The 25,029-nt window shown below is 47.1% G+C and carries 25 protein-coding genes and 1 tRNA gene; 18 read left to right on the forward strand and 8 right to left on the reverse strand.

Going from position 1 to position 25,029, the window contains the following annotated elements; all coding sequences use genetic code 11:
- Positions 1 to 149 precede the first annotated feature (149 nt).
- On the forward strand, positions 150 to 566 hold the full coding sequence (locus NLX78_RS09280; RefSeq protein WP_254350216.1) for a hypothetical protein: 417 nt from the start codon (positions 150 to 152) through the stop codon (positions 564 to 566).
- A 218-nt stretch (positions 567 to 784) separates the two neighbouring features.
- On the opposite strand, the gene NLX78_RS09285 is transcribed toward NLX78_RS09280, so the two are convergent.
- Together NLX78_RS09285 and NLX78_RS09290 are read right to left on the reverse strand one after the other, a co-directional pair.
- On the reverse strand, positions 785 to 1,912 hold the full coding sequence (locus NLX78_RS09285; protein WP_254350217.1) for an SGNH/GDSL hydrolase family protein: 1,128 nt from the start codon (positions 1,910 to 1,912) through the stop codon (positions 785 to 787).
- Between the two features lie 259 nt (positions 1,913 to 2,171).
- A complete protein-coding gene (locus NLX78_RS09290; protein WP_250266550.1) occupies positions 2,172 to 2,885 on the reverse strand; it encodes a GT-D fold domain-containing glycosyltransferase in 714 nt (237 codons plus the stop codon).
- Positions 2,886 to 3,100: 215 nt separating this feature from the next.
- Between NLX78_RS09290 and NLX78_RS09295 the strand changes: the two genes are divergently transcribed.
- From NLX78_RS09295 to NLX78_RS09315, 5 genes are read left to right on the forward strand one after another with little or no spacing between them, the layout of a single operon-like run.
- A complete protein-coding gene (locus NLX78_RS09295; RefSeq protein ID WP_254350218.1) occupies positions 3,101 to 3,808 on the forward strand; it encodes a glycosyltransferase family A protein in 708 nt (235 codons plus the stop codon).
- Positions 3,809 to 3,827: 19 nt separating this feature from the next.
- Complete coding sequence (locus NLX78_RS09300) at positions 3,828 to 4,808, forward strand: polysaccharide biosynthesis protein (protein WP_254350219.1); 981 nt, start codon at positions 3,828 to 3,830, stop codon at positions 4,806 to 4,808.
- Positions 4,809 to 4,810: 2 nt separating this feature from the next.
- Positions 4,811 to 6,160: a nucleotide sugar dehydrogenase gene (locus tag NLX78_RS09305; protein ID WP_254350220.1), complete on the forward strand. Its 1,350-nt coding sequence runs from the start codon at positions 4,811 to 4,813 to the stop codon at positions 6,158 to 6,160.
- Positions 6,153 to 7,028: a class I SAM-dependent methyltransferase gene (locus NLX78_RS09310; protein WP_254329279.1), complete on the forward strand. Its 876-nt coding sequence runs from the start codon at positions 6,153 to 6,155 to the stop codon at positions 7,026 to 7,028. The genes NLX78_RS09305 and NLX78_RS09310 overlap by 8 nt, the downstream gene beginning before the upstream one ends.
- Positions 7,025 to 8,140, forward strand: coding sequence for a tetratricopeptide repeat-containing glycosyltransferase family 2 protein (locus NLX78_RS09315; RefSeq protein ID WP_254350221.1), 1,116 nt, complete (start codon positions 7,025 to 7,027; stop codon positions 8,138 to 8,140). Before NLX78_RS09310 ends, NLX78_RS09315 begins: the two co-directional genes overlap by 4 nt.
- Here the strand turns inward: NLX78_RS09315 and NLX78_RS09320 are convergent.
- Positions 8,132 to 9,010 (reverse strand): DUF72 domain-containing protein, encoded by an 879-nt coding sequence (locus tag NLX78_RS09320; protein ID WP_254350222.1) that lies wholly within the window; start codon positions 9,008 to 9,010, stop codon positions 8,132 to 8,134. The genes NLX78_RS09315 and NLX78_RS09320 overlap by 9 nt on opposite strands.
- A gap of 342 nt (positions 9,011 to 9,352) precedes the next feature.
- Between NLX78_RS09320 and NLX78_RS09325 the strand changes: the two genes are divergently transcribed.
- The 5 genes from NLX78_RS09325 to NLX78_RS09345 all read left to right on the forward strand — a co-directional run bounded on the left by NLX78_RS09325 (position 9,353) and on the right by NLX78_RS09345 (position 13,640).
- Positions 9,353 to 10,138, forward strand: coding sequence for a class I SAM-dependent methyltransferase (locus NLX78_RS09325; RefSeq protein WP_039272606.1), 786 nt, complete (start codon positions 9,353 to 9,355; stop codon positions 10,136 to 10,138).
- Positions 10,139 to 10,160: 22 nt separating this feature from the next.
- Positions 10,161 to 11,171, forward strand: a complete 1,011-nt coding sequence (locus tag NLX78_RS09330; RefSeq protein ID WP_254350223.1) for an MBL fold metallo-hydrolase — start codon at positions 10,161 to 10,163, stop codon at positions 11,169 to 11,171.
- A gap of 75 nt (positions 11,172 to 11,246) precedes the next feature.
- Complete coding sequence (locus NLX78_RS09335; RefSeq protein ID WP_254350268.1) at positions 11,247 to 11,882, forward strand: NAD(P)-dependent oxidoreductase; 636 nt, start codon at positions 11,247 to 11,249, stop codon at positions 11,880 to 11,882.
- A 222-nt stretch (positions 11,883 to 12,104) separates the two neighbouring features.
- Positions 12,105 to 12,743, forward strand: coding sequence for a TetR/AcrR family transcriptional regulator (locus NLX78_RS09340; protein WP_061828860.1), 639 nt, complete (start codon positions 12,105 to 12,107; stop codon positions 12,741 to 12,743).
- A gap of 105 nt (positions 12,744 to 12,848) precedes the next feature.
- Complete coding sequence (locus tag NLX78_RS09345) at positions 12,849 to 13,640, forward strand: SDR family NAD(P)-dependent oxidoreductase (RefSeq protein WP_103050104.1); 792 nt, start codon at positions 12,849 to 12,851, stop codon at positions 13,638 to 13,640.
- A 143-nt stretch (positions 13,641 to 13,783) separates the two neighbouring features.
- On the opposite strand, the gene NLX78_RS09350 is transcribed toward NLX78_RS09345, so the two are convergent.
- Together NLX78_RS09350 and NLX78_RS09355 are read right to left on the reverse strand one after the other, a co-directional pair.
- Positions 13,784 to 14,221 (reverse strand): GNAT family N-acetyltransferase, encoded by a 438-nt coding sequence (locus NLX78_RS09350; protein ID WP_254350224.1) that lies wholly within the window; start codon positions 14,219 to 14,221, stop codon positions 13,784 to 13,786.
- 77 nt (positions 14,222 to 14,298) lie between these two features.
- Positions 14,299 to 14,856, reverse strand: a complete 558-nt coding sequence (locus NLX78_RS09355; RefSeq protein ID WP_039272599.1) for a phosphatidylglycerophosphatase A family protein — start codon at positions 14,854 to 14,856, stop codon at positions 14,299 to 14,301.
- 152 nt (positions 14,857 to 15,008) lie between these two features.
- Here NLX78_RS09355 and NLX78_RS09360 point away from each other — a divergent pair, with 152 nt between their 5' ends.
- The 3 genes from NLX78_RS09360 to NLX78_RS09370 all read left to right on the forward strand — a co-directional run bounded on the left by NLX78_RS09360 (position 15,009) and on the right by NLX78_RS09370 (position 17,553).
- Positions 15,009 to 16,067, forward strand: coding sequence for a GerMN domain-containing protein (locus NLX78_RS09360; RefSeq protein ID WP_254350225.1), 1,059 nt, complete (start codon positions 15,009 to 15,011; stop codon positions 16,065 to 16,067).
- Between the two features lie 92 nt (positions 16,068 to 16,159).
- Positions 16,160 to 16,921, forward strand: a complete 762-nt coding sequence (rph, locus tag NLX78_RS09365) for a ribonuclease PH (RefSeq protein ID WP_013311675.1) — start codon at positions 16,160 to 16,162, stop codon at positions 16,919 to 16,921.
- Positions 16,921 to 17,553, forward strand: a complete 633-nt coding sequence (locus NLX78_RS09370) for an XTP/dITP diphosphatase (protein WP_254350226.1) — start codon at positions 16,921 to 16,923, stop codon at positions 17,551 to 17,553. The genes rph and NLX78_RS09370 overlap by 1 nt, the downstream gene beginning before the upstream one ends.
- A gap of 168 nt (positions 17,554 to 17,721) precedes the next feature.
- On the opposite strand, the gene asnB is transcribed toward NLX78_RS09370, so the two are convergent.
- Positions 17,722 to 19,566: an asparagine synthase (glutamine-hydrolyzing) gene (gene asnB, locus NLX78_RS09375; RefSeq protein WP_029518362.1), complete on the reverse strand. Its 1,845-nt coding sequence runs from the start codon at positions 19,564 to 19,566 to the stop codon at positions 17,722 to 17,724.
- 163 nt (positions 19,567 to 19,729) lie between these two features.
- Between asnB and NLX78_RS09380 the strand changes: the two genes are divergently transcribed.
- Positions 19,730 to 20,089, forward strand: coding sequence for a hypothetical protein (locus tag NLX78_RS09380; protein ID WP_069290242.1), 360 nt, complete (start codon positions 19,730 to 19,732; stop codon positions 20,087 to 20,089).
- A 319-nt stretch (positions 20,090 to 20,408) separates the two neighbouring features.
- On the opposite strand, the gene NLX78_RS09385 is transcribed toward NLX78_RS09380, so the two are convergent.
- Positions 20,409 to 20,702, reverse strand: coding sequence for a magnetosome magnetite crystal formation protein family (locus NLX78_RS09385; RefSeq protein WP_016324668.1), 294 nt, complete (start codon positions 20,700 to 20,702; stop codon positions 20,409 to 20,411).
- Between the two features lie 174 nt (positions 20,703 to 20,876).
- On the opposite strand from NLX78_RS09385, the gene NLX78_RS09390 reads away from it, so the two are divergent.
- From NLX78_RS09390 to NLX78_RS09400, 3 genes are all read left to right on the forward strand, one after another.
- Positions 20,877 to 20,950: transfer RNA gene (locus tag NLX78_RS09390), tRNA-Arg, on the forward strand.
- Positions 20,951 to 21,363: 413 nt separating this feature from the next.
- Positions 21,364 to 22,182: an IS4 family transposase gene (locus tag NLX78_RS09395; RefSeq protein WP_254350227.1), complete on the forward strand. Its 819-nt coding sequence runs from the start codon at positions 21,364 to 21,366 to the stop codon at positions 22,180 to 22,182.
- A 341-nt stretch (positions 22,183 to 22,523) separates the two neighbouring features.
- Positions 22,524 to 23,426 (forward strand): PhzF family isomerase, encoded by a 903-nt coding sequence (locus NLX78_RS09400; RefSeq protein ID WP_254350228.1) that lies wholly within the window; start codon positions 22,524 to 22,526, stop codon positions 23,424 to 23,426.
- Positions 23,427 to 23,589: 163 nt separating this feature from the next.
- Here NLX78_RS09400 and NLX78_RS09405 read toward each other — a convergent pair whose 3' ends face one another.
- Complete coding sequence (locus NLX78_RS09405; RefSeq protein WP_013311670.1) at positions 23,590 to 24,933, reverse strand: 6-phospho-beta-glucosidase; 1,344 nt, start codon at positions 24,931 to 24,933, stop codon at positions 23,590 to 23,592.
- Positions 24,934 to 25,029 lie beyond the last annotated feature (96 nt).

The raw sequence follows: 25,029 nt of genomic DNA on the forward strand, positions 1-25,029 counted from the left end.
TATCTACATATTCATTTCTGATATTTATACCATATGTATTTACTATCGGTTATTTTGAGCTGAATTGATAGATTTATTACTAATTTGTCCAATACGCTAAAGAATTTCTTGCATAGCATGGAGTATCTTGCAATTTGGAGGGATAAGGTATGGTTTTTTTTCTGGATATGAGAAGCTCCACCAATTCATCAAAAACAGGTGAGGGTCCCGATATACAGCTGGGTCCTATACCGGAGCGGTTCGGTTTGATCACCCTGCGAACCTTTCTTGTGCCGGGTCCGATTGTAACTTTTAGTGGTTCCATTGGTCTGATCGGTGAGATTGGCGATACGTATGCGGTTGAAATCGTGCGTGGAGCCGACTATAATCCGAGCGAAGTAGTCTACCGCGCCGAGGGGGTATTGGGCGTGACTGGATCTAATGAAACGCAAGCTTTTAATGCACAGGATCTGTCCGCTCCCTGGGCAATACAAACAGTATATTCTTCTTATATTTCTGGTGTATCGACCACTGTTCGTAATGGTCCAGAGGTGTTCACGGGCATCGCTTCAACTCCGTTTTTGTAAATATATCAGGTGAATATTTTTTTAGTAAATGCTCGCTGCCTGTTCGTGGTTCTCCTAAGATAGGCCGCTGCGCCCAAGCTATCTAGCCACGAGCATAGACAGACATCTGCTGCAGACTCGTGGCTATAATTCTCAACAACACCCAGAACACAATGGACCTAGTTGTTGTAATTTCCTTTATGAGCGTGTTCTACAGAGTTGATTGTGCTTCTCGGATTCTATTTCTTTAGAATCTCTCGCAAATACACTGTCAACTCATCTGCTGCTTTGGCATGGGCGGAGAGCCCGGGATGGCTGCGAGATCCTATCGTTTCTTCCGTCGTGTTAGGCAGTTGGAATACGGACACATTCCGATCCCTCGTTCTTTTCTTGTACGCGTCTACCGCTCGGTAGATTGAGGGCATCATCGGAGTACCCAGCATCCCATAGGCCCACACAATATGAGCAGCAGGATTGCAGGTCCGAAGCTTGACAAGAAAACGTTCGATAGCGCTTTCAAAAGATTGTAAATCCTCTTCATTGAATGTGCCGTCCTCGTTCAAGCGTTGCTTGTACACTTTCCCGCTTGCTGGGTCCGTCCATGCAGGAGAATAAAAGGCTCCTCCGTCATTAGTCCCCAAATTCACTACGACCACGTCCGGCTGCCATGAGGTAAAATCATGATCTGAAAATGCCCCTAATGCTTCATTTCTCTCACCGGTTAGCACACCACATACCTGCTCATAATATGCGGGTATGTTTGCATGCGGATTATTATCCCAGCTTGTTAGGACACCCCATCCGCTTTGTGATAACACTCGGTAGTCCGCATTCAGTGCTTCGGCTGTTATGGCTGTATAATTGCGTAGTGCTGTGAACAGCATGGGAACCCAGTCTGTCTCCTCCTTCGCTCCAATCGTTCCTTCTCCCGAGGTAATGCTGTCACCGATAAATTCCACCTTGAGGGACTTATCAGTGACTGGCAGTAATTCCCCGTCCACCTTCAGGGCATGGATTTGCAACAAGCAGCGCGAGTCCGAACTCATAGGCTGGACATCCTTGACTACACGGACATTTTTGACCGTATCAGGGTTCAACCCTCTCAAAACACAGATCCAATGTCGTCCTGCGGTCACCATCAGGCGACTCATCGGAACACCATTGATGACAATACTGATCCAGGGTTCATACACCTGGTAATCGGCCTCAATTTCAATCCATAGCTCTGAGCCTTTGATATTTAATTCAATGCCACTGCCTGTCCAAAACAGAGTAAGAGGTGTACGTGTGTGCGTAGTTCGACCATGAACCTTTACATGCTTTGCTTTTGTAAGTGGGTATGTCTTCAATCTCTTGTTATGTGACATTTCAACACCCTCCTCATGATATATAAATGAATGCTAGTTTCTGTAATATTGTAAAAGAAGTGACAGGGAATCTCAAATTCTATTTCTAAACAAGCAAGGGTCCAAGGCTTTATATAGATTATTCTTTTCGATCACGGACTTTAGAACAACATATGATATCAAAGAAGCACCAGCCCATTGAATTTTGCTGGTGCTTCTTTGATATACGGAGCAAAGATTACTTGCTAAGTGGATTTTTTCACAAATATTATTTTATCTATTAATTAGCTTTGCCAAACATGACGATATTAATCGCCTTGCCGAAGTCTATACCTATTTTGCCAGTTAACTCTGCTGTTTTTTGTGCTAACACGACTGCATTGACACCACAAGAGAACAGCGCAATATCAAAGTCATCTTTATGTGCTGCGATCCATTGGAGTGTTTCGGGCATTTGTTCATATTGATGAAATGCCAGCGTGTGCGCGATATGCAGCTTGTACGGATCGGCCTCAAGAACAGGCTTTACTTCAGCAGCCGCTCGGGTGACTAGCAGAATGCGTCGATTTTTCAGCATGTCCCAGAAAGCGGGTGTCTCAGCCAAATACCGATTCAGGCAGGCATGGCAAGTCAGTGCGGGGGAAAGAGCATAGTGAGCAAAAACCTGATCGGTCAGCTCCCGCTTCATATAGGATGGTGCTTTAATAGATTCGTCATCATATGGCAAAATGCCAGCAATGCTGGCTTTGCTCACTGCCTCAGCCACCGCGTCCCGTAGTTCCGTATTCGGTAGAAACAGTCCCTTTTGACCGAGATTGGCTTTGACCGCCCAACGTTCCTGCAATACCTTTTCCATCGGCCAGACGGTGTCCTGCGCCAACACCAAATTTTCACCATCCCCAATACGAATGAGCGAAAAGGACTGGTGCTGATCAAGTGCCAGCTTCAAACGTTTCAGTACCTCGTCAATCTCCAGATACTTTGGATTCGTCATATCATGTTACCTCCCTGTCGTTCCCTGCTTGTTCAACTTTTCAGATGGAGTAAAAACTTTGTATTCTATCATATGTCGAAAGCGAAAAGGTTTTTGTATGAACGGCTATTCTTTTTGGATTCTACCTATTTTTACAAGATTCGTTGCATCTGTACGTGCCGTTTCAAAAGCGTCTTCATAACTTGAGAGAAGACGGTTGAAAGGGAGGAAGATCAATGAATCGCAAGATTGTAATTGAAATTAATTTTAATAACTATGGGATGAACCCCAACCGCCTGACACGTGAGTGGATCAGTGAGCGACTGGATATATTCAGAACCTTTACGCTGCGTAGTTTACTCAGTCAGACAAATACGGATTTCTTATCTGTCGTCAAGCTGGCGGGCGGATGCAGTGACATTGTGGAAGAGGAGCTGGCCAAGTATGAGCCCATTCCCGACCACATTCGTTTTGGTACGAGCATTGAAAGTAAACGTCGTATCAATGCGTATATCGAAGACGCGGACGAACTGCTCATTGCTCGAATAGATTCTGACGATTTGTATCACCAGTCATTTGTACAACAGTTGCATGATTACAAGTTTCAACCGGAGACGGTTGCGTTGGTGAACCAGATGGGTTACCTGTGGGATGCGGTTGAGGGGCAGATGGCACCGGTGTTTCACCGTTCGCCTTCTTTTTATGTGTTTCGCTATCAAGTGGAGGATTTTCTAAATGATTACCGTGTCGTCATTCCTGGGAAGGGTACGCACGGATATGTAACGGAGCTGCCGCATGAGGTCATTCCGCTTCGCAACTATGTGAACGTCATTCATGCCGCCAATACTTCGGTGAAAAAAGTGCCAGAGAAGGATCGGCTGTCAGAAAATGAAATGAATGCTGTGCTGGCTGAATTTCTGGGAACAGGCATTGCCAATTCGTAACGGTCAGGAGGAGATTATATTGTTCAAAGGAAAAAAACTGCTGGTGACCGGAGGAACGGGATCTTGGGGGCAATGCCTAACGGCTGAATTGCTAAAGGAGGGACCGGCGGAAATTCGTATTTTCTCACGCGGTGAATTTGCACAGATTGCCATGCAGCGGCAATTTCAATCTGATCCTCGCCTGAATTTCATGATTGGAGATATTCGAGATCTTCAGGCATTGCAGGAGGCATGTCGCGGAGTGGACTATGTATTCCATTTGGCGGCATTAAAGCATGTCCCCGTGTGTGAGAGACAGCCGGAAGAGGCTTTTAAGACGAACGTACACGGTACGGAAAATGTGATCCGGGCCAGTATTGAACAGGGAGTCGCCAAGGTAATTGATGTCTCTACAGACAAGGCGGTAGACCCGGTGAATGTATATGGTATGACGAAGGCGATAGGTGAAAGACTGATGATCCGCGCCAACACTTTAAGTGAGCGTACTCGCTTTGTGTGTATTCGTGGCGGCAACGTGTTGGGGACGAGTGGAAGTGTCGTGCCCCTGTTCAAGCGCCAGATCGCGGAAGGGCAGGATTTAACGCTGACGAGTCCAGAAATGACACGTTTTTTCCTCACGCTCGGAGAGGCGATTGGCTTGCTGCTGAAGGCTTCTGTCACGGCGATTGGGGGAGAGATACTTGTGATGAAAATGAAGGGCTGCAATATTGCAGATCTGGCAGAAGTGATGAAAGAACAGGCGGGGCAGCCTGCGTTGAAAGTGAAGGAGATTGGTATACGTGGTGGAGAAAAGCTGCATGAGGTGCTGATTTCGCCCTATGAGGTGCCGCACACGTATCGCTATGATGATCGTTATTTTGTTATTCTTCCCCAGCAAGCAGACGAACGCTTACTGAGCCAATATGGTGGATTGGAACGAGTGAGCTTCGATCAATATCGCTCGGACGATGAGTTGATGAACCGCGCTGGAATTGCTGAGCTATTGAGAGGCATGGAGTAACGATGAAAGAGGTGGGTATTTTGCAGCTTATGGAAAAAATAACTAAAGGAACTGTAAAGGTTGCGGTAATCGGCCTCGGTTATGTAGGGCTGCCCATGGCAGTGGAAATGGCAAAGGCTGGTTATGATGTATATGGTGTGGATTCCGATCCCGTCAAAGTAGCCAAGCTCCTTCAAGGAAAGTCGTACATCATAGACATTGGCGATGATGCATTGGAAGGTCTGATCGGGCAGCAATTGCATCCGGTTACGGATATCAAGGTGCTGGAGCATGCGGATGTCGTTGTGATCTGCGTGCCTACGCCACTGACGGACGGACACCAGCCGGATACGTCCTATATTGAAACGGCTATTGATCAGGCCATACCTCATTTGCGTAGACAAACACTGTTGATTCTGGAAAGCACCACCTATCCGGGAACGACCGAGGAACTGATTCGGCCGGTGATAGAGCAGCGCAGGGGCTGGACAGTAGGTAAGGATTTTTATGTGTGCTTTTCACCGGAGCGTGTTGATCCGGGCAGCGTTCATTTTAACATTCGCAACACACCCAAGGTGATCGGCGGTTGCACACCGGATTGTCTGGCAGCGGGAGTAGGTTTTTATGGCTCCTTTTTGGACCAGATTGTACCAGTCAGCTCGACAACCGTGGCGGAAGCCGCCAAGCTGTTCGAGAATACATTCCGCAGCGTCAACATTGGAATGGTTAATGAGCTGACAGCCGCCTGTGAGAAAATTGGCATCAATATATGGGAGGTACTGGATGCGGCGGCAACCAAGCCATTCGGTTATATGCCTTTTTATCCGGGACCTGGGATCGGGGGGCACTGTATCCCGGTTGATCCGCTATACTTGTCATGGAAATCCGAGCAGCATGGTTTTCCACTGGAATTCGTGGACTTGGCAGATCGCATGAACCGGCGTATGCCGCTGTATATCGCGGAGCGAATTGAAGCCATGCTCGCTCAGAAAGGTAAAGCCATAAACAAAGCCAAAATTATTCTGGCAGGTGTGGCCTACAAAAAGGACATTGATGATGTTCGGGAATCCCCAGCTCTTGTCCTGTTTGAACATCTAATAAAACTGGGAGCTTCGGTGAGCTTCACCGACCCGTATGTATCGAGCTTTAAGCTGAACGGTGAAGCAATCTCCTCTCGAACAGCAAATGCCCAGTTATGGGAAAGTGCAGATATCGTAGTCATCACGACAGACCATTCTGTGGTGGATTACCAACAGCTGGTCGACCATGCCCCGCTGGTCTTTGATACACGTAATGCGACTGCACATTGTACAGGTGGACATGTCGTCATCTTGGGGCATCCCGGTGATGGGGGGGGCGCCGCTGTTGGCTAACCGTGATCAGGTAAATGAACGTTATTACGGGCAAATCAATTCGGAAGAGTCCCATGAAGCCACCCGCAATAGAATTCACTGGATTTGCCGCCATGTACAGGGCCATACTGTGCTGGATGTTGGGTGCAGTCAGGGCATAACGTCCATTTTGCTTGGGCGGGAAGGATTTAAGGTAACGGCCATTGATTTGGAAGAGGGCAGCATTTCTTATGCGAAAAAAGAACTTCGCCAGGAATCCGCACCCGTCCGGGGAAGAGTCTACTTTCAGTTAAAGGACATTTCACAATTTGAGCGTCCTCCCGGTGGATTTGACACCATTATTTTAGGGGAGATTTTGGAACATTTTGCGCATCCCGACACCCTGCTGGCTCATGCTTATCGCTTGTTGAATAAAAAGGGAACGCTCGTCTTGTCTGTACCTTATGGATACCATCCGTTTCATGATCACAAGCGGACTTACTATGCCGGGAGCCTCTCCCGTGTGTTGTATCCTTATTTTGATGCACAAGCGCTGGAGGTGCATCACAAATATTTGTGCTTTGCCGGTCGCAAGAAGTCGAAAGAACTGCGTGAGGCCAAACCAGGGGTAGAGCATCTGAATGAATGGATGAAACTGGACGAGGAGCAATTTCGACTGGTGGAGCAGCAGCATGTTCGCAAAATGAATCAGCGAAAGGCCGCACTCGACAAGGCGGTACAGCGAATCCGGCATATGGAGGAACAACTTTTGCCGTTGCAAAGGTATGCACGTGTCGAACAGTTAGACAAGACGCAGGCTGAAAGGAGAGGGGCATATACTGATGGCGAGTCTACTGGAAAAACGACGGCAGAATCAGCCAAAGGTAAAGGGGATGACGTGAAGTCATGACTGAGCATCCAATGACTATCAGCTTGTGTATGATCGTAAAAAATGAGGAGCAGACACTGGCCCGCTGTCTGGATTCGGTCGCAGACCTGATGGATGAAATCATCATTGTGGACACGGGATCGACGGATCAGACGAAGACGATAGCAGCCCGCTATACGGATCGGCTATATACGTTTGAATGGAGGGATGATTTTGCAGCCGCCCGTAATGAATCGTTTGACAAGGCGGCGTGTTCCTACATCATGTGGATGGATGCGGACGATGTGCTGCTGGAGCCGGACCGTGAGCGCCTGCGTGCCTTGAAGCGGCGTTTGTCAATGGATATCGACGCAGTGGTAATGCCACTTCATTTGGCAGAGGGGGAGCAGGGTGAACTGTTGTTCACCTCACGCCGTATCCGTCTCGTGAAGCGTGAGCGACAATACCGCTGGGAAGGGCGTCTGCATGAGGATCTGGTGATACCTCAGGGGCAAATCGTGCATTCGGATGTGGCAGTAACTCACCGCCGAATGCAAGACCACACGCTCCGTAACCAACGTATTCTCGCCCGGTGGATCAGCGAAAGCGGCAAGCTGGAGGGGCGTCTGCTGTATTTGCACGCCAATGAATGTTTTGACCGTAAAGAATATTCCGAGGCGGCAGAGGCGTTCAACCATCTGTTGGAGGAGCCAAGCGGCTACCGTGAGGATCGGATTACCGCTTGTGCGCGGTCGGCAGAATGCTATCTTCACCTCGGGAAGCCGGAGCAACAGCTGGATAGCCTGTTACGCTCCTTTCGATACGATGTACCGCAATCAGACTTGTGCTGCATGATCGGTGACTGGTTTTTCACACGAAACGAATGGACCACCGCCGCATACTGGTATGAAAAGGCATTGGAGCAACAGCATCACCTTCCGGGTATGCGACCTGTTCCACTACCATGCTACTCCTGGTTACCTCATGTGCGGCTTAGCTATTGCTATGCCCATGTAGGTCAGCTGGACGCTTCGTATGAGCATAACCAAACCGCTTTACGCTATTTACCCGACGACGCGCATTTACTGGATAATGCACGTAAGCTCAAGGAGGCTATTTCCAACTCCCCACCCTCCGCCCGTTCCTCAAAATAGTTCAAGCTGTTCCGGTCCGTTATCCTCTTCGGGTGGCTTGCGAAGGGGAAAAGGTTTAGGGTCCATGCCAAGCATGGTCATGAGCTGCTTGGCGTTAGCAGCGGCGTCTCCACCTGAATTGTTATTGAAAATAACACACACCTCACGGCTTTGCTGCTCCAGCTCCAGCAATCTGTCTCTCCATTCGGTCAATTCTTGTGTATTGTACCGATACAGATAACGAACCTCCCGCCAATTAGGCGCAGAGCTTTGATTCCAGCCCGATATGTTCCGTCCGTGGAGACGTACAACTGTCAGATTGCCGTCTGTAGCCAACGGCACAATGGGAACCGATCCCGGTCCCGCCTGCGGCTCGTCGCATACGCTGTGTATCCAGCCTTCTTCACGCATGAATGCCAGCGTTTGTTTCCGAAAATCAGGTGTGAACCAGCTTTGATGTCTGAATTCAAGTACGGATGGGACCTCTCCCATCCTTTTTTTCGTGTCTCGCAGTACAGCGACATTTTCACGTGTACAGTCGAACCAGGGTGGGTACTGAAACAGCACGGCTTTGAGCTTGCCCGCTTCGCGAAGAGGTTGTATAGATGCATGCAGTGCTTCGTACATGGCATCTATTGTTTTGAAGTAAGGCTGCTTGCCGCGGGTATGTCCAGTCATGCCTTGATAGGCTTTGACGAGAAATGAAAAAGAGTCAGGGGTTTCCGCCGCCCAGCGTGCCATACGATCTGTGGGCTGCACCGCATAGAAAGAACTATCCATCTCTACTACCGGAAAATGGCTTCCATAGACGCTTAGTTTTTGGTTAGCTTTGGTGCCGGTTGGATACAAGTCATCATGATCGCCCCAACCCGTAAGTCCAATTTGAATCATAACTTCCCCGCTCCTTTCTCTTATGAATCCTTCTAAAGGCGTTCCCATGAATCATTTTAATGATAAAATGGGGTGAATCACATGAAGTTGGTATGAAGTTCCTATAAATATTTAAGCTCAAATGAATCCATTTCATAAATGATTAAACCATTTTGATCTATATGTACTCTTTATTAAAGCTACTGAAGGTATTATGAAATGGATTCAAATAACGATTATTGTAACATGTTTGTTGTTCAGGATTTTTTGTAAAACCCTTATTCGTAATGCTTTTGAGTTTCCAGTTTGAAAAAGCTAATATAGTATGTAATAGACGAAATGAGTTCATGGAGGAGAAACGATATGGCAGAATGGTACGAGCAAAGCTTTGGGGAAGATTATTTATTGGTATACAAGCATCGCGACTTTCAGGGAGCCTATCAGGAAGTGCAAAAAATGATCTCCTGGCTCAAATTACCGCAAGGCTCCAGCGTATTGGATTTATGTTGTGGGATGGGACGTCATTCGCTTGCACTCGCAGATGCAGGTTATAAGGTGACAGGTGTAGACCTTTCCAATGTGCTGCTGAGAGAGGCTCGTGCAGCTGATTCCGAAGGGCGGGTAAGTTGGCATCAAGGGGATATGAGAGAGGTGCCGCTGGATGAAAACTATGACGCGGTGATGAATTTGTTCACCTCCTTTGGTTATTTTGAAAAGGATGAGGAGCAGCTTAAAGTATTAAAGGAAATATATCGGCTGTTGAAGCCGGGAGGACGCTTTATCATAGATTATTTGAACCCTGCTTATGTAACCGCTCATTTGGTACCGCATTCGTCACGGGAGGATGAAGGGAATTGGATTGAGGAGCATCGGGTCATTGAAGATGGCTTTGTGAAAAAACAAATTGCGATTCGGTCAGCTGCATCCGTTGCGGGCACTGAGGTAGCCTCTGCTCTGGGCACGACTCCTACTGAGGGAGAACCTGCGCGTGTGTATCATGAACGAGTGAAGCTATATCCATATGAAAAGTTTCGTGGATTGCTAGAGCAAGCCGGACTATCTGTAGAGCAGGTACACGGAAGCTATAATGAAGATCAATATATTGAAGATGCTTCGCCTCGAATGATTTTTGTCGGCGTGCGGGCTTAAAACAGAAAGGCGGATGGAAGCCATGAAATTGCCAGAGCTTACACCGTGTGAGCGAATAGACGGAGGCTTTCAGGTCAAAATATCCATGTCCTTTCCGCTGCGCTGGGTGAATAGCTATGTGCTCAAGGGACAGCACGGTTTTACGATTGTAGACCCGGGGCCGCGCAATATGGACACTGAGGCAGAATGGGCGCATGTCTTCCAACAGCTGGGGATGTCTTTTGGGGATATCTCTGACATTGTGGTGACTCATCATCACCCCGATCATTACGGATTGGCGGGCTGGATGCAGCAGCAAAGTCAGGCTCGTGTACATATGTCAGCTCGAAGCCATAAGGAAGCGATGATGATGTGGGACGCTCCAGAATCGACGGTCGCTATGGAGAACAGGCTTCCCAGCTTTTTTGTCCAGCATGGCTTTCCTTTGGAGCAAGTGTCGGCCTTGGAATTACATATGCGGCAGGCATATTTGCAAGTGAATCCACAGCCTGAAATTACCGTTATTCCTACCGGAATGGACGCTCGTCTGGAATGGGGTGAACGCAGTTGGCTCCCCGTCGAGACAGGAGGACATGCGCCCGGACATGTGTCCTTATATGACCCGAATAGCGGCGTTATCCTCTGCGGTGACGCAGTTTTGCCGCAGATTTCTCCTAATATCAGTCTGCTGCCGGGCAGTGATGCCCAGCCGTTGAAGTCTTATGTAGACGGCTTGCAGCGTCTAGGCGAGCTGGAGGTAGCGTGGGCATATCCGGGGCACCGCAATCCGTTTGGTTATTTTCGGGAGCGGACGCAAGCGTTGCTGGCGCATCATGAAGAACGGCTGGAGAAATTCCAGCAGCTGATCCAACCGGAGGGCAGCACAGCCTATGAGCTGTGCATTGCCATGTTCGGTGGCAAGCTGGGTATTCACCAGCTAAGGTTTGCCATGTCCGAGACGCTGGCTCATCTGGTGGAACTGGTGGGCCGTGAACGGGCCTCTATGAGCGAGACGGACTCAATCACGCGCTTCTACCCCCTTTGCCGTCAATAGTCGCGGAAAGTTAACCAACAAGTGACATGACGAAGCAACATGACAAGCGGCATGCATGCCAGAAAAGAGGATTTTATGAATTTGCTGCTGCTGGGAGCTACCGGACGCGTAGGACGGTACATATTAGATTATGCATTAGCGGACGGACATGCCGTTACGGTCCTTGTTCGTTCACCGGACAAGCTGGAGGATTACGCACCCGGATACGGGAATCAGCTGCAAATCGTACAAGGCGATGCCACTAATGCAGAGAACGTAGCACAAGCGCTGAAGGGTGGGGCGACGACCGTGATCAGTGCGCTGAATACGGATGGAGCGACTACCTTATCCGCTAATATAGCCCTGCTGATCCGGCTCATGCAGGAGCAGTCCATTTCCCGGCTCATTACGGTAGGAACGGCAGGGATTTTACAAAGCCGGACCGAACCGGACCTGTATCGGTACGAGTCCTCCGAGACCCGGCGACGCAGCACTCGTGCGGCTGAGGAACATCGGCGAGTGTACGAATTGCTGCGTGAATCAGCACTAGACTGGACAATCGTATGTCCAACCTATCTGCCGGATGGAGCGCGGACAGGGATTTATCGTGTGGAAAAAGATTTTTTGCCTGAAGGTGGCTCACAAATTACCACCGCGGATACGGCTGATTTTACCTATCGTCAATGCAAGAGTTGCGAATTTATCCGTACACGGGTAGGCATTGCCTACTAATCATGGAACGCCAAACATAGCTTCATTTTTAAGTATTCAACCAGAGCGCGGTAAGATGTACCTACTCATTGCGTTCTTTTTTTAATTTGACAAATACTTAAGCTTAGAATACTATGATTCTTAACGGAAACGCTGTTACCTGAAAATCTTGTGTAGATCTTTAATTTATTATAGTAGCATCAAGCTACAGTTCTTAATAAGCAAAAGGAAGTGTATTGAATCATGTCCGAGCCATCGCATCCCTATAAAACCTATTCGGAAGTGAAGCTACAGCAGCAGCAATTGCTACGTAAAAATGTCATCGATGCGGCATGCATCCTTCTTGCGGAAGAAGGGCCAGAGGCCGTGACCGTGCGGCGAGTTGCGCAGAAATTAAGCTGTTCCACCAAGATCATTTACAGTATTTTTGGCAGTAAGGACGGTCTTGCCAATGAGATGTACCTGGATGGATGTCGGCTATTGGCTGAATCCTTCCAGCAAGTACCTGTTACCGAAAGCGTACTCGCTGATCTTGAAGCTCTATGCTGGGCGTACTGGGAATTTGCGCAGCTTCATTCAGCTTATTACAAAATGATGTTTGGCGGTGCATTATCTGATTTCAAGCCGGATGAACAGAGCTTGGAGGGTACCACAACGGCATTGTCACGAATTCTGCACACCGTCACACATGCTATGGAGATAGGGGCACTGAAAGAGGAAGATCCGCTGTTGGTTGTCCGAATGCTGTGGTCTGCTTTACATGGAGTCATACATCTTCAGTTTGCAGGTCATTTTTCAGATGTAGATATGGCTCAAGGAGTGTATACATTTACACTGAAGAATACGCTCGTAGCATTTAAAACATCCTCATCCCCATCGTAAATATGAAGTGTACTGAGGTCGTCATAGTAGATGACTTCAGTTCATTATAGAGTAGTGGTAACAATGTTTCTGAAATAAAACTATGATACTATGGAGGTTATCATCATGTTTATGTACGCAAACAAAACAGCTCTGATCACAGGGGCTTCATCCGGGATTGGCGAGGCCTTTGCCTATTCGCTCGCAGCTAAGAAATGTAATCTCATTTTGGTAGCACGCAATGAAACCAAATTAGAGACGCTGGCTAAAGAACTCTCAGCTAAATATAACGTAAAAGCAACAGTGATTGCGATGGATCTTTCCACACCAGGAGCACCACAAGCATTGCATCAGGAGGTTCAAAAGCAACAGCTAAAGGTAGATCTCTTGATTAACAACGCCGGTTTTGCCACCTATGGATACTTTGAGCAGGTTTCAGGAGAACGACAGCATGAGGAAGTGATGCTCAATGTGGCTGCTTTAGTCGACATCACACATGCATTTATGCCTGATTTATTGCGTAAGCGGGATGGTGGATTAATCAATGTTTCTTCCACAGCTGCATTTCAGCCCGATCCTTATATGGCGGTGTATGGAGCAACCAAAGCATTTGTGCTTTCTTTTACTGAAGCGCTATGGGCCGAAAATCGGAAACGGGGGCTTAAAGTTCTGGCCCTTTGTCCAGGCTCAACAGAAACGCCTTTTTTTGATATTGTTGGCGCAAGTGAAGCGTCAGTTGGAATTAGGGAAACTCCCCAAACCGTTGTGAAGAACGCGTTGAGAGCATTTGAAAAGGGGCGTAGTCACATCATTTCCGGTCGCCAGAACTATTGGGTAGCTCAGGTATCCCGGTTATTCTCTCGTCAATCCACGCTGGGAATTGTAGAACGTGCACTGCGTCCAAAAAATGGATTGTAATTTATGAATGAAGGTAATCTGGGCTTGAAATGTCAGGATTGCTAATCAATATGTTGTGAGTTTTATGCACCGGGTCTGATCGTTTCTAACTCGACTTGAATCAGACCCGGCGTTCCTATTTGTATAGATCAAGCACTTAGACCTTATTCAAGCCCTCGGGAATATAGTAAAATTCCATCCCGTTTCTCCCAGCCGTTAGCTGACCAGAAGCGTTGCCCCCCTGCGTTATGCTCCATTACAAACAGATGACATTTATCAATGCCTTCTCTCAGCAAAGCAGATAACGCCTTATCCACCAGTCTGGGCGCGATCCCTTGACCACGATGTGCTGTGGCTACACCCAGATGATACAAAAACCCCCTGCGAGAATCGTGACCCGCTAAAATCGTGCCTATAATGTTTCCGTTGTACTCACAGACAAAGCTAAGTCCTTCGTTCCGTTGTAAAAAGCGTGCAACCCGCTCCGGTGAGTCGGCCTCGCTTAATCCTAATCCGTCTAAGCCATTCCAAAGCTCAATAGCCTGATCATAATCGTCAGCCTGCATCGTACGGAATGTATATCCTTCAGTTACGTTTGCCATGTCTAGTTCTCCTCTAAGCTTGTCTATATCTGTTATATTCAAACGTGTTGTTTATAATTTAGGGTGTTGTTGTTTTTTTAACGGGTTGTATTCGGTGCACTTTCTTCCCCAAGCTCCTGCTCGCGCTCTGCCTGTTTGCGATGGGCGATACGGCTGCTGGCCGAAGCTGCGATAGCGCCCACGATGTCGTCCAGGAACGTATGGATCGGCCCGAGGCTTTTATCATTTAGGCGTTCCAGCACACCGGGTTTGAGTTTATCAACATAACCGTAATTGGTAAATCCAATGCTACCATACACATTTACGATGGAGAAGGCCAGAATCTCATCCACCCCGTATAATCCCTCATCATTCTCAATCATGTCCTGCAATGGGGGAAGAAGAGCGCCCTGTTCGGCAAGGATATCCAGTTGGATGCCCGTGAGCACTGCATTTTGAACCTCGCGCTTCATCAGCACCTTGTCCACATTCTCAATACATTCTTCCATCGTTAGGGTCGGGTAATATTTTTTTTGTAAAAGCATGACCAGTTCTGCGATTTCAGTCAGGTGTACACCACGCTTGTGCAGCAACTCGCGGGTGGCATCGGCTACCTTTTTACTATTCAAGCTGTATGGTGCTTTTTTCTTGTCCATAAAGTTGAAATTCCCCTCCTCGTATAGATCCTGATTTCTACTGCAATTATGATCAGTGTGTCCAGTCTGCTGAAAAAGTAGTTATTTTTTACGCGAGGCTCGTATACATATTAGTACAATCTGTACAAAATTGTTAGGGAGGAACTTCACTTATGAATATAAAACACCCATGGCGTATGACCTCTGTAGCTGGACTGCTATCCCTACCCCTGTTGTTGTCAGGCTGCAGCCTTTTCGGCGACGAATCGGCATCTATTGACCCCCCGCCGTCCACGACAGAGCAGTCCATGATTAAGGCTGTAACGGGAAAAGCACCTGCCAGTACAGGGCAACTGAGGGCTGTTTTTTTGCAAGATCATAACGGTTTGCTGGCCCCGGTATCTTTACCGATTGCTACAGGTGATGTGCAGGCAGATGCCAAGTCAGCGCTGGAAACATTGGTTGAGGGCGGGCCATATGCTGGATTATTACCAGAGGGATTTAAAGGGGTAATACCCCAGGGTACAGAAGTAAAAAGTGTGACAGTGGACAAGAACAACAAGCTGGCTGTTGTCGAATTCAACAAATCTTTCGCCAACTATAAGCCACAGGAAGAACGCCAATTAATGGAGAGCTTGACCTGGACCCTAACCGACCGTCCCGATATTGAGAGCGTACAGATCTGGGTGGAGGGCAAAAAACTGAACGAAATGCCTGTTGGCGGCACACCGCTGGATCATCCATTGACGCGTGCAGTAGGTATTAATTTGGAAATTGGTCATGGCGTGACACCCCTGGATTCCAGTCCAGTCACTGTGTATTTCTCTTCCTCTTCTCCTGCTGGAGTTCAATACTATGTACCTGTAACACGGTTGGTTAGCCCTGAGAAAGATCGTGTCCAGTCAGCACTGCATCAATTGATTCAAGGGCCGCAGACCAAAGATGGGTTACAAGAAGTGATGACAGGGGAGACGGCGCTGAAATCGGTAGAACGCTCCAAAGACAACGTAATTACGGTATCTCTTTCAGATGATATGTTTGCTAAAGGAGAAGCTGTGCCTGCTGAATTTTTGGAATCGGTTGTGCTGACAGCGGCAGACAATTCAGATGATGCGGTCAAAACAAAAATTCGGATTGAACTGAATGGTGAAAAAAGCGTAATTGGACAAAATAATCAAAATTATGGAGAGCCTGTAGCCAAGCCGCAACATATTAACGAAATCCCTCTTTAAGGGCGAGAATCGTCCTTGGGGTGCTTTTGCCTGCACACTTTGGTAAAATAAACATATAAGAACAGGTTGCATACGACGTAGGAGGAAAAAGCATGAGTAGATCTAACGGACGAAACGGTGATGAGCTGCGCCCGATGAAATTGACAGCAGGAGTAAATAAATACGCGGAAGGCTCTGTTTTTATAGAGGTTGGCGAGACGAAAGTCATTTGCACGGCTACTGTAGAAGAACGCGTACCCCCCTTTATGAAGGGACAAGGAAAGGGCTGGGTGACCGCAGAGTATTCCATGCTTCCGCGTGCGACTCATAGCCGTAATCAGCGTGAAGCTGCGCGTGGCAAGCTGACAGGCCGCACCATGGAAATTCAGCGTCTGATTGGAAGAGCGTTGCGTTCGGTGGTCAATTTGCAGGCGCTTGGTGAACGGACGATTACGTTGGATTGTGACGTCATTCAGGCGGACGGCGGAACACGCACAACCTCAATTACCGGTTCTTTCGTAGCGTTGGCGATTGCGGTCAATAAAATTGCCACCCAGCACAAGTTGCCTGTTTTTCCAATTACCGATTTCCTGGCTTCCGTCAGCGTAGGGGTTGTTGGTGAAAAAGCGTTGCTGGATCTGAACTATGAAGAGGATTCCAAGGCCAAAGTAGACATGAATCTTGTTATGACTGGCAGCGGAAAATATGTTGAGCTGCAAGGTACAGGTGAAGAAAGCCCATTTGACCGTAACGAATTGGATCAACTGCTTAGCTTGGGCGAACAAGGGATTCTGCAAATGATTGAGCGCCAAAAAGAAGTGCTTGGACCGATTGCTGATAAGATCGGTGCTGGACGTACAGGAGCTGGCGCCTAATGCGGCTGGATGGCCCGATCGTCATTGTCGCTACGAAAAATAAAGGAAAGGTGCGGGAATTTGCGCATGCTTTTGCGCCGTTCGGCAAGGAAGTCAGAAGCATGTACGATTATCCCGACATTCCTGATGTCGTTGAAGATGGCAAAACCTTTGCCGAAAATGCACTGAAAAAAGCTAAAGCGGTTGGAGATGTGCTCGGATTGCCCGTACTGGCCGATGATTCCGGCCTCTGCGTGGACTTGCTGGACGGTGCACCGGGGGTATACTCTGCCCGTTATGCTGGAGAAGGTGCCAGCGATCACGAAAACAATATTAAGCTGCTCGACGTTCTAGAATCGAAGCAGCTGGGTGATGATACGGGACAGCCTTTGCTAAGCCCGGCTCAATTCGTCTGTACCTTGATTCTATATAATCCGCAGACTGGCGAGACGTTGGAATCGACAGGCTCTGTGGAGGGCTGGATTACTACTGAAACCGCCGGTAGCGGCGGATTTGGGTATGATCCGCTGTTTTATTTGCCAGAGTTTGAAAAGACAATGGCCGAGCTAACGTTAGAACAAAAGCAGGCTATCAGTCACCGAGGGATAGCTCTGCGTGATTTGGCAACAAAGTTGGGTAATCCACAGGCATAGCATTGGTAACAGGGGCGAAATCATCCCCCATTCACATAACGAAAAACAGGCTATCCGTCAGTCATAAGCTGCGGATAGCCTTTTTGGTACTTTCTGTTCCCCATATAGTACACAGCGAAAAATTGCGCTGCCGCTTAGAAGCTCTATTGCTTCAGCATTCAGCGTAGCTTATCGAATAGCTACCTTGTAAGTGCGCAACCAGTTATCCACTTGAGCCAAATAGGCGAACAACTGGGGACCCGACATCAGCTGACCAAACCAAGGCAGATTGGTGGATGCCTCCGGTGAGGCGGCAATATCACGTACCTTTTGCGCATCGATCAGCTTGAGCAGTGGGGAAGAGGAGTCATCCAGTAGCTGCAGCGCCTGCTTTTTCACAGCCTCAAGATAGGAAGGGTTATGCGTTTTGGGATATGGGCTTTTTTTGCGATACAGCACATCATCCGGCAATACACCCTCCAGCGCCTTGCGCAAAATACCTTTTTCACGTCCGCCTGTCATCTTGATACTCCACGGAATGTTCCATACATATTGTACCAAACGATGATCGCAATACGGCACCCGCACTTCCAGTCCGGCTCCCATACTCATCCGATCCTTGCGATCCAGTAGAGTAGGCATAAAGCGGGTGATGTTCAAATAGGACATGACGCGCATTTGCGCAGCTTTTCCTGTTTCCCCCGGTAGCTTCGGGACCTCTCCTACCGCTTCTGAGTAGCGATCGTTCAAATACTCCAGCGGCTTGATCCAGTCCCGTACCTCAGGAGACAACAGACTGGCTCTCATATCGGGTGCAACTGCCCACGGGAATGTCCCCGAATTCAGCATATCCTCCCGGTGGAACCAAGGATATCCGCCAAAAACTTCATCCGCAGCCTCGCCGGAAATAGCGACCGTAGCTCCTTTTTTAATCTCCCGGCAAAAGAGATACAGCGACGAATCGACGTCCGCCATTCCGGGTAAATCCCGCGTTAGCGTGGAGTTGTTCAGAGCTGCTACGACTTCTGGCGTATCGAATTCAATCCAGTGATGATTTGTCCCTAATTCATCCACCATCCGCTGAATCCAGGGAGCATCGGCTCCGGGTTGAAACGCATGGGCTTTAAAATGCTTGTCGTTATCCACATAATCGACCGAATACGTATGAACTTGTCCCTGCCCGGTACGTTTGTAATAATCGACAGCTAATGCGGATAGAGCGCTTGAATCCAGCCCGCCAGACAATAAGGTGCACACGGGAACATCCGAAATGAGCTGCCGCTCCACCGTATCCAGCAACAGCTCTCTTACCTTAAGTGCCGTTTCTTCGGTATTATCCTCATGCGCAATGCTTTCCAGTGTCCAGTAGGCTTGGATGCGCACGCCGTCGCGGCTGTAGGTTAACGTATGCCCGGGGCGTAGCTCCTTCATAGACGAATAGACGCCGTGTCCGGGGGTACGTGCAGGCCCGATGATAAAAATTTCGGCCAATCCCTCGGCGTCCACTGCTGCCTCTACCGCTGGATGCTGGAGCAGTGCTTTGGGTTCTGAGCCAAATACGAATACTTCTTCGGTTTGGCTATAAAATAGCGGCTTTACTCCCAGCCGATCTCGTGCCAGAAATACCTGCTCCCGCTCGCTATCCCAGACCGCAAACGCAAAAATGCCGTTTAACCGATCCACACATTCAGGGCCCCATTCGATATAGGATTCGAGCAGCACCTCCGTGTCGCATTGTGTACGGAAAAAATGCCCGCGCTGTTGCAGCTCTTTTTTCAGCTCAGGCGCGTTATATATTTCCCCGTTATATACAATCGTATAAGTGATATCCTCCAGCTGCCGGATCATGGGCTGAGCGCCATTTTCCGGGTCCATAACGCTCAATCTTCGGTGTCCGAAGGCACACGGGTTGGATATCCAGGTACCCGCAGCATCCGGTCCGCGATCGGAGAGCGTTTGTGTCATATTCAGCAGCAGCTCAGATTGATGCATTAAGTCTCCGTTCCACTGTATGAAACCTGTAATTCCGCACATGTCTGTTCATCCTCTCTTTGTCGTGTTCATCCAGTGTTGGAATGAATCAAAAACTAAATCCCCAGTTCATCAGTATATATGCCGAAAAGAAGCATAAAATGTCTGTCCGTTCCGAAAACTACAGATGGGGCAACCCGTCTACTCGCAAGGAAGGAGGGAGACCATGTACTACATCAAGGATGCCAAAATACGCCGCTTCACTGAACTTGACGGAGTGCGCTGCGCTGAGGTAGAGGTGCGGCCCGGTGCCGCAGATGACCCGGAACTGTTGGTCTATATTACGGCCAAGGATCAGACGGATGGTCAGCATGACTATGACATGATACGGATCATCCGCAATGACGCCGATCTGGAGCTGGATTGGTACGACAATAATCTGCATTCGGCATTTGAGGAAGTGACAGACAAGGCTTTTACCGACTCTACACACATTACTGCTGGTGAGGAGCGAGAGAAGTTTAAAAAAGAATTGCTCTCCTATGGGCAGCTCAGCACAGAGTTCGCCAAGGAGTTCGGAGCATGAGGATATGGTGTGCTATGCCTCGGCTTTTGTTGATTTGGGCCCCGGCGCCATCGCCGGATCAGCGTGAAAGGAGGGGGAAATCATAGACGGCAAAGCGAATTATAAGAAAAACAAAGGCAGCAGTTATATTCATAACAATGAGTTCGCGGAAGAAGTGCTGGAGAAAAACGTAAGACATGAAGTACGGAGAAGTCCTAAACGCTTTGGGAATAAATAAGCATCCATTGAACCCAATAGCAACAGCAACTCATCAAAAATGACCCTAAAGAAGCCTCCGTATCCCGCCAAATTAGCGGTATGTAGGAGGCTTCTTTTTGAACTAAGCCGCTTCACGCAGCGTCATAATCCCTTTGTAGATGTTATAAACAAAAACTCCGAGATAGACCACTACGAATAGCAGTACAAAACCGATCACTGAACCTGCATGATTCGCGGTAATAATAAAATACACTAGCGGAATTGCCGCAATAATGGGGAAAATATGCGATAAAATAGCTTTTTTTGCATGTCCCTGAACATATTCGTCCCGTACTGCAATCCACACAATGACAGGCACTAGAAAAGGTGCGAAGAAAATGCTGAAATAACAAAGTGACGACAAAAGACCTCTCACAGATTAACCCCTCCTTTATGCATGGTTCTTTGTACATAATACCCCGTTAGCGTCCAAATGATTCCTTTTGCAGCCCACTTCCCTACATCATGAAAAAATGCTTTTGACAGTTGCTCGAAATGTGATATAATAATCAATGCGCTGAATACATAAGGTTTTATTGATCAGCATCTTGTCCCAGTAGCTCAGCTGGATAGAGCAACGGCCTTCTAAGCCGTCGGTCGGGGGTTCGAATCCCTCCTGGGACGTCGAAGCGTTCAGATATGTAAAGTTTGAACGAAATTAAAAATGCTTCAAATCCTTGATATATAAGGGTTTGGGGCGTTTTTTCTTTTATTGGGGTTACGATAGAAAACGTTAGAAAAAGGTGTGATCAATACACCTGTTTACTCAAATTATACACACGATTTTTACACGCTATATAAATGTTCAAAAATGTCTGTTGTTTTGAATCCTGTTCACGTAGCTCTTTCATAAGGTGGGCATATGTAGAGGTAGTGATATCTAATGAGGCGTGACCAAGCCGCTCCGAAACATACAGTAAACTAATACCTTTATATAGTAGCACGCCTGTTGAATAACCACAAAATGGTAGAAAAAAGATCGTCTTTTCTGTAGAATCGTTGGTACCATCCAAACGAATCCGAAAGAAGACGATCTCATGAAAAATTCTATCACGATTACATCTATCCTTGAATCTATGCTGACTCCTGAAGAAGTTCAAAGGGTTGTGAAGTTAATAGGCCCAAAAGAATTATTACTCATCGATTCAACCACGATGACGGTGGGAAAAACGCGTTTGCCTTGGGCTCCTTATCACGGGGAGCGTGCAGGTATTAAACTTCAAGTCGCTTTACGAGCAGAAAATGGGCAACCCCTTCAGGTGGTCGAAACGCTGGGCTCCAAGCATGATGGCCCCATGAGTGAAGCGTTGGCTCAACCGGACTACATTTTGGTGATGGACCGTGCTTATGGGAAACTGGAGCGTCTGGATCACTTCAAAACCCATGGACAATCGTTTGTCATTCGGCTTCGCGACAACGTCCATTTGGAAAAGCCTCATGCGCTACGTCGCCTTACGAAGCCAGATTCATCCGTCATTCGGGATATCACTTGCCAGTTGGGAACCCCTCAGTGTCGTTCCAGACAACGTCATCGTGTGGTGATGTTTCGGGATTTTGAAGGTCGGGAAATTCGGGTGGTTACCGATTTAATGCAGGTGACCGCAGAACAAATCGCACAGATCTATAAGGCTCGATGGCAGATTGAAGTCTTCTTTCGTTGGATCAAGCAACATTTGAATATTCCAACGCTGTTTGGTACGACTGAAAATGCGGTCTATGGGCAATTATTCTGTGCTCTAATCGTCTATGTCCTGCTCAATTGGCTATTTGTTGCTGCTCAGACTTCATGGCCCCAACATGCCGTTCTTTCCTTTGCGCGATTTTCTCGTCTATTTCTGTTCAAAACTACCTGTTGAATGGCTGATTCAGATTCGGCGCGTTCTTCTTCAGTGCACCTCTTGTTTCATGAATTGAGTTACTTATTTTGGTTATTCAACAGGCGTGGCAGAATCTAAAAGTATCTATAATCATAAAAGATTTATTCCGCTTTTAGATAAGGATTGAGAAGACCATTTCAGCTAACTGCGGCTTTAGTTTAATAACAATCTTCCATAAAAGAGCGCGATTCTATAATAAGGATCAGTTCGTTTTCATTAAAGGGCCATATTATATCTTTTAATTTAAGTGAAACTGCCTAAAAAGTATGTTAATATCAGATTTAACAGACAGACAAACTAGTATTTATAGAGGCGAAATTATGAAAAAATATAGAATATATCAAGTAGACTCATTTACAAAAAATAGATTTCATGGTAACCCTGCTGGAGTTGTTCCAAATGCAAATGGACTTACAGATGAGCAGATGCAGAGAATTGCAAGAGAATTAAATAATTCGGAAACTGCATTTATTTTTGAAACAGATTCTTCAAATTATGATGTTGAAGTAAGATTTTTTACTCCAACAACAGAGGTTCCAATTTGTGGTCATGCAACAGTAGCAGCACATTATATTTATGCAATTGAGAGAAAAGCTGAAACTGGAAGAATTATTCAAAAAACAAAAGCAGGTATATTGCCTGTTGATGTTATAAAGTATGAAGATGACTATTCTATTGTAATGACACAGGGAGAACCTTCTATATCAGAGCCTTTAAATGATGAAATAAGAAGTCAGATTGCAAATGCGTTAGGTATTTCTTGTAAAGATATTTGCATGGAATATCCAGTTGCAATATCTTCAACAGGTCATTCTAAGGTAATGGTTCCGATTTACTCCAATGAAATACTACATAGTTTAAAACCTGATTTGCAGAAGCTTACAGAAATCAGCAAGCATATTGGATGTAATGGATATTATGTTTTTACATTAAATCCACAAGAGGATATATTGGTTCACGGAAGAATGTTTGCTCCTGCAATTGGAATAGCTGAAGACCCGGTGACAGGAAATGCAAACGGACCGCTTGGAGCCTATTTGGTACACTATAACATTTTGCAAAATGAGAATGAGCAGTCTTTTGATTTTGATATTTTACAAGGTGAGGCAATCAAAAGAGAGGGAACAATGCATGTTCATGTGAAAAAGGAACAGGGAAAACCCGTATTAGTTCAAATTACGGGGAAAGCGGTTATTGCTTTTTCAACGGAGATCATACTTTAAAAAAGTCTAACAAATTTATCAATAAGCTTAATGACGGATTGTCAAGCCAAGTACAAACCCAATAACACCAACGTCCCAGCAAGTACTCCTGGGACGTATAGCAAAAAGCTTCCTACATGTAGGAAGCTTTTTTTGTGTTCCAGCAGGATAATTGATTCTAGCTTTATACCGTCGCCTTCTCCTTATGAGCAAAGAATTGAGGTAGATGCTCTTTGTGTGCTTCTAGCAATTCATCCAGTACGGTTTGAGCAATGTCCCCGCTTGGTACGAGCGGATTCAGGGTGAAGGCTTGCAGTGCTGTTGCATAGTCACCGGTGACCGCCGCTTCAATCGTCAGCTCTTCCATTGCCTTCATTACTTGCAGCAAGCCCCGCTGTGCAGGTGGGAATTTGCCAAAGTTGACAGGTTCGGCACCGTGGGCGCGAATAACACTGGTCACTTCGATGGCGCTATCATAAGGAACATCATCAATCGCACCATTGTTACGTGTACTAACGACCATCAATGTGCCTTTGTTGTTATAAATGGAATTAATGATTTCACAGGCTGCATCGCTGTAATGCGCACCACCGCGTTTGGATAATTCCTCTGGTTTGTAATCCAGATTCGGATCTTTATACAGTTCGAACAGACTTTCTTCCAGACGTTTGACCACTTGGCCCCGAGTTCCTTCGTTTTTGGCTTCCTCTAATTCTTCCTTGAGCATGTTATCCGTCATATAGTAATACCGATGGTAAGGACAAGGCAGCATTTTCAATTGACGAACTTGATCATACAGGAAGCGCATGTTCTTAATATTTTCAACGACTTTCTCTGGTTTTGCACCCGGAGCGTACAGTCCTTCAATAACTTGCTCTGTTAATTCGGCCCCTGTTTTGTCATAAACCTTGTGCCAATGAAGGTGGTTAATCCCTGCAAATTTAAAGAACAGCTCTTCTTCCGGTTTGTCCAGCACAGCTGATGCACTCTTGATCGCGCCGATTGGAACATTACATAATCCGATGACTTTATCCCACTGACCATAACGAAGCACGGCTTCGGTGACCATACCCGCAGGGTTGGTAAAATTAATCAACCATGCATTCGGACATAGTTCTTTCATATCTTCGACGATACTGAGGATAACGGGTATGGTGCGAAACGCTTTGAACATTCCTCCGGCCCCATTGGTCTCCTGACCGATCATGCCATGTTTTAACGGAATACTTTCATCCTTAATCCGGGCTTCCAGCAAGCCTACCCGAAATTGGGTCGTTACAAAATCGGCGTCCTTCAACGCTTCCCGACGATCCAGCGTCAAATGTACCTCACAATCAATGCCTGCGGCCTTCACCATCCGTTTGGCCATAGCACCTACGATCTCCAGTTTTTCACGTCCTGCCTCAATATCTACCAGCCACAATTCCCGAATGGGAAGCTCTGCATAACGTTTGATGAAGCCTTCTACTAGTTCTGGTGTATAGCTGGAGCCTCCGCCAATGGTTGCAATCTTTATGCCTTTTTTCATAGTTAGTGCCTCCTAAGTATGTTTTGTAAACCGCTTTCTTAAGCACAAATTCACTGTAATCCCTGTAATGCATTACAGGTCAAGCGCTTTTAAAAA

This window comes from Paenibacillus sp. Lou8.1 (assembly GCF_024213565.1).
GTDB classification, from domain to species: Bacteria; Bacillota; Bacilli; order Paenibacillales; family Paenibacillaceae; genus Paenibacillus; species Paenibacillus polymyxa_B.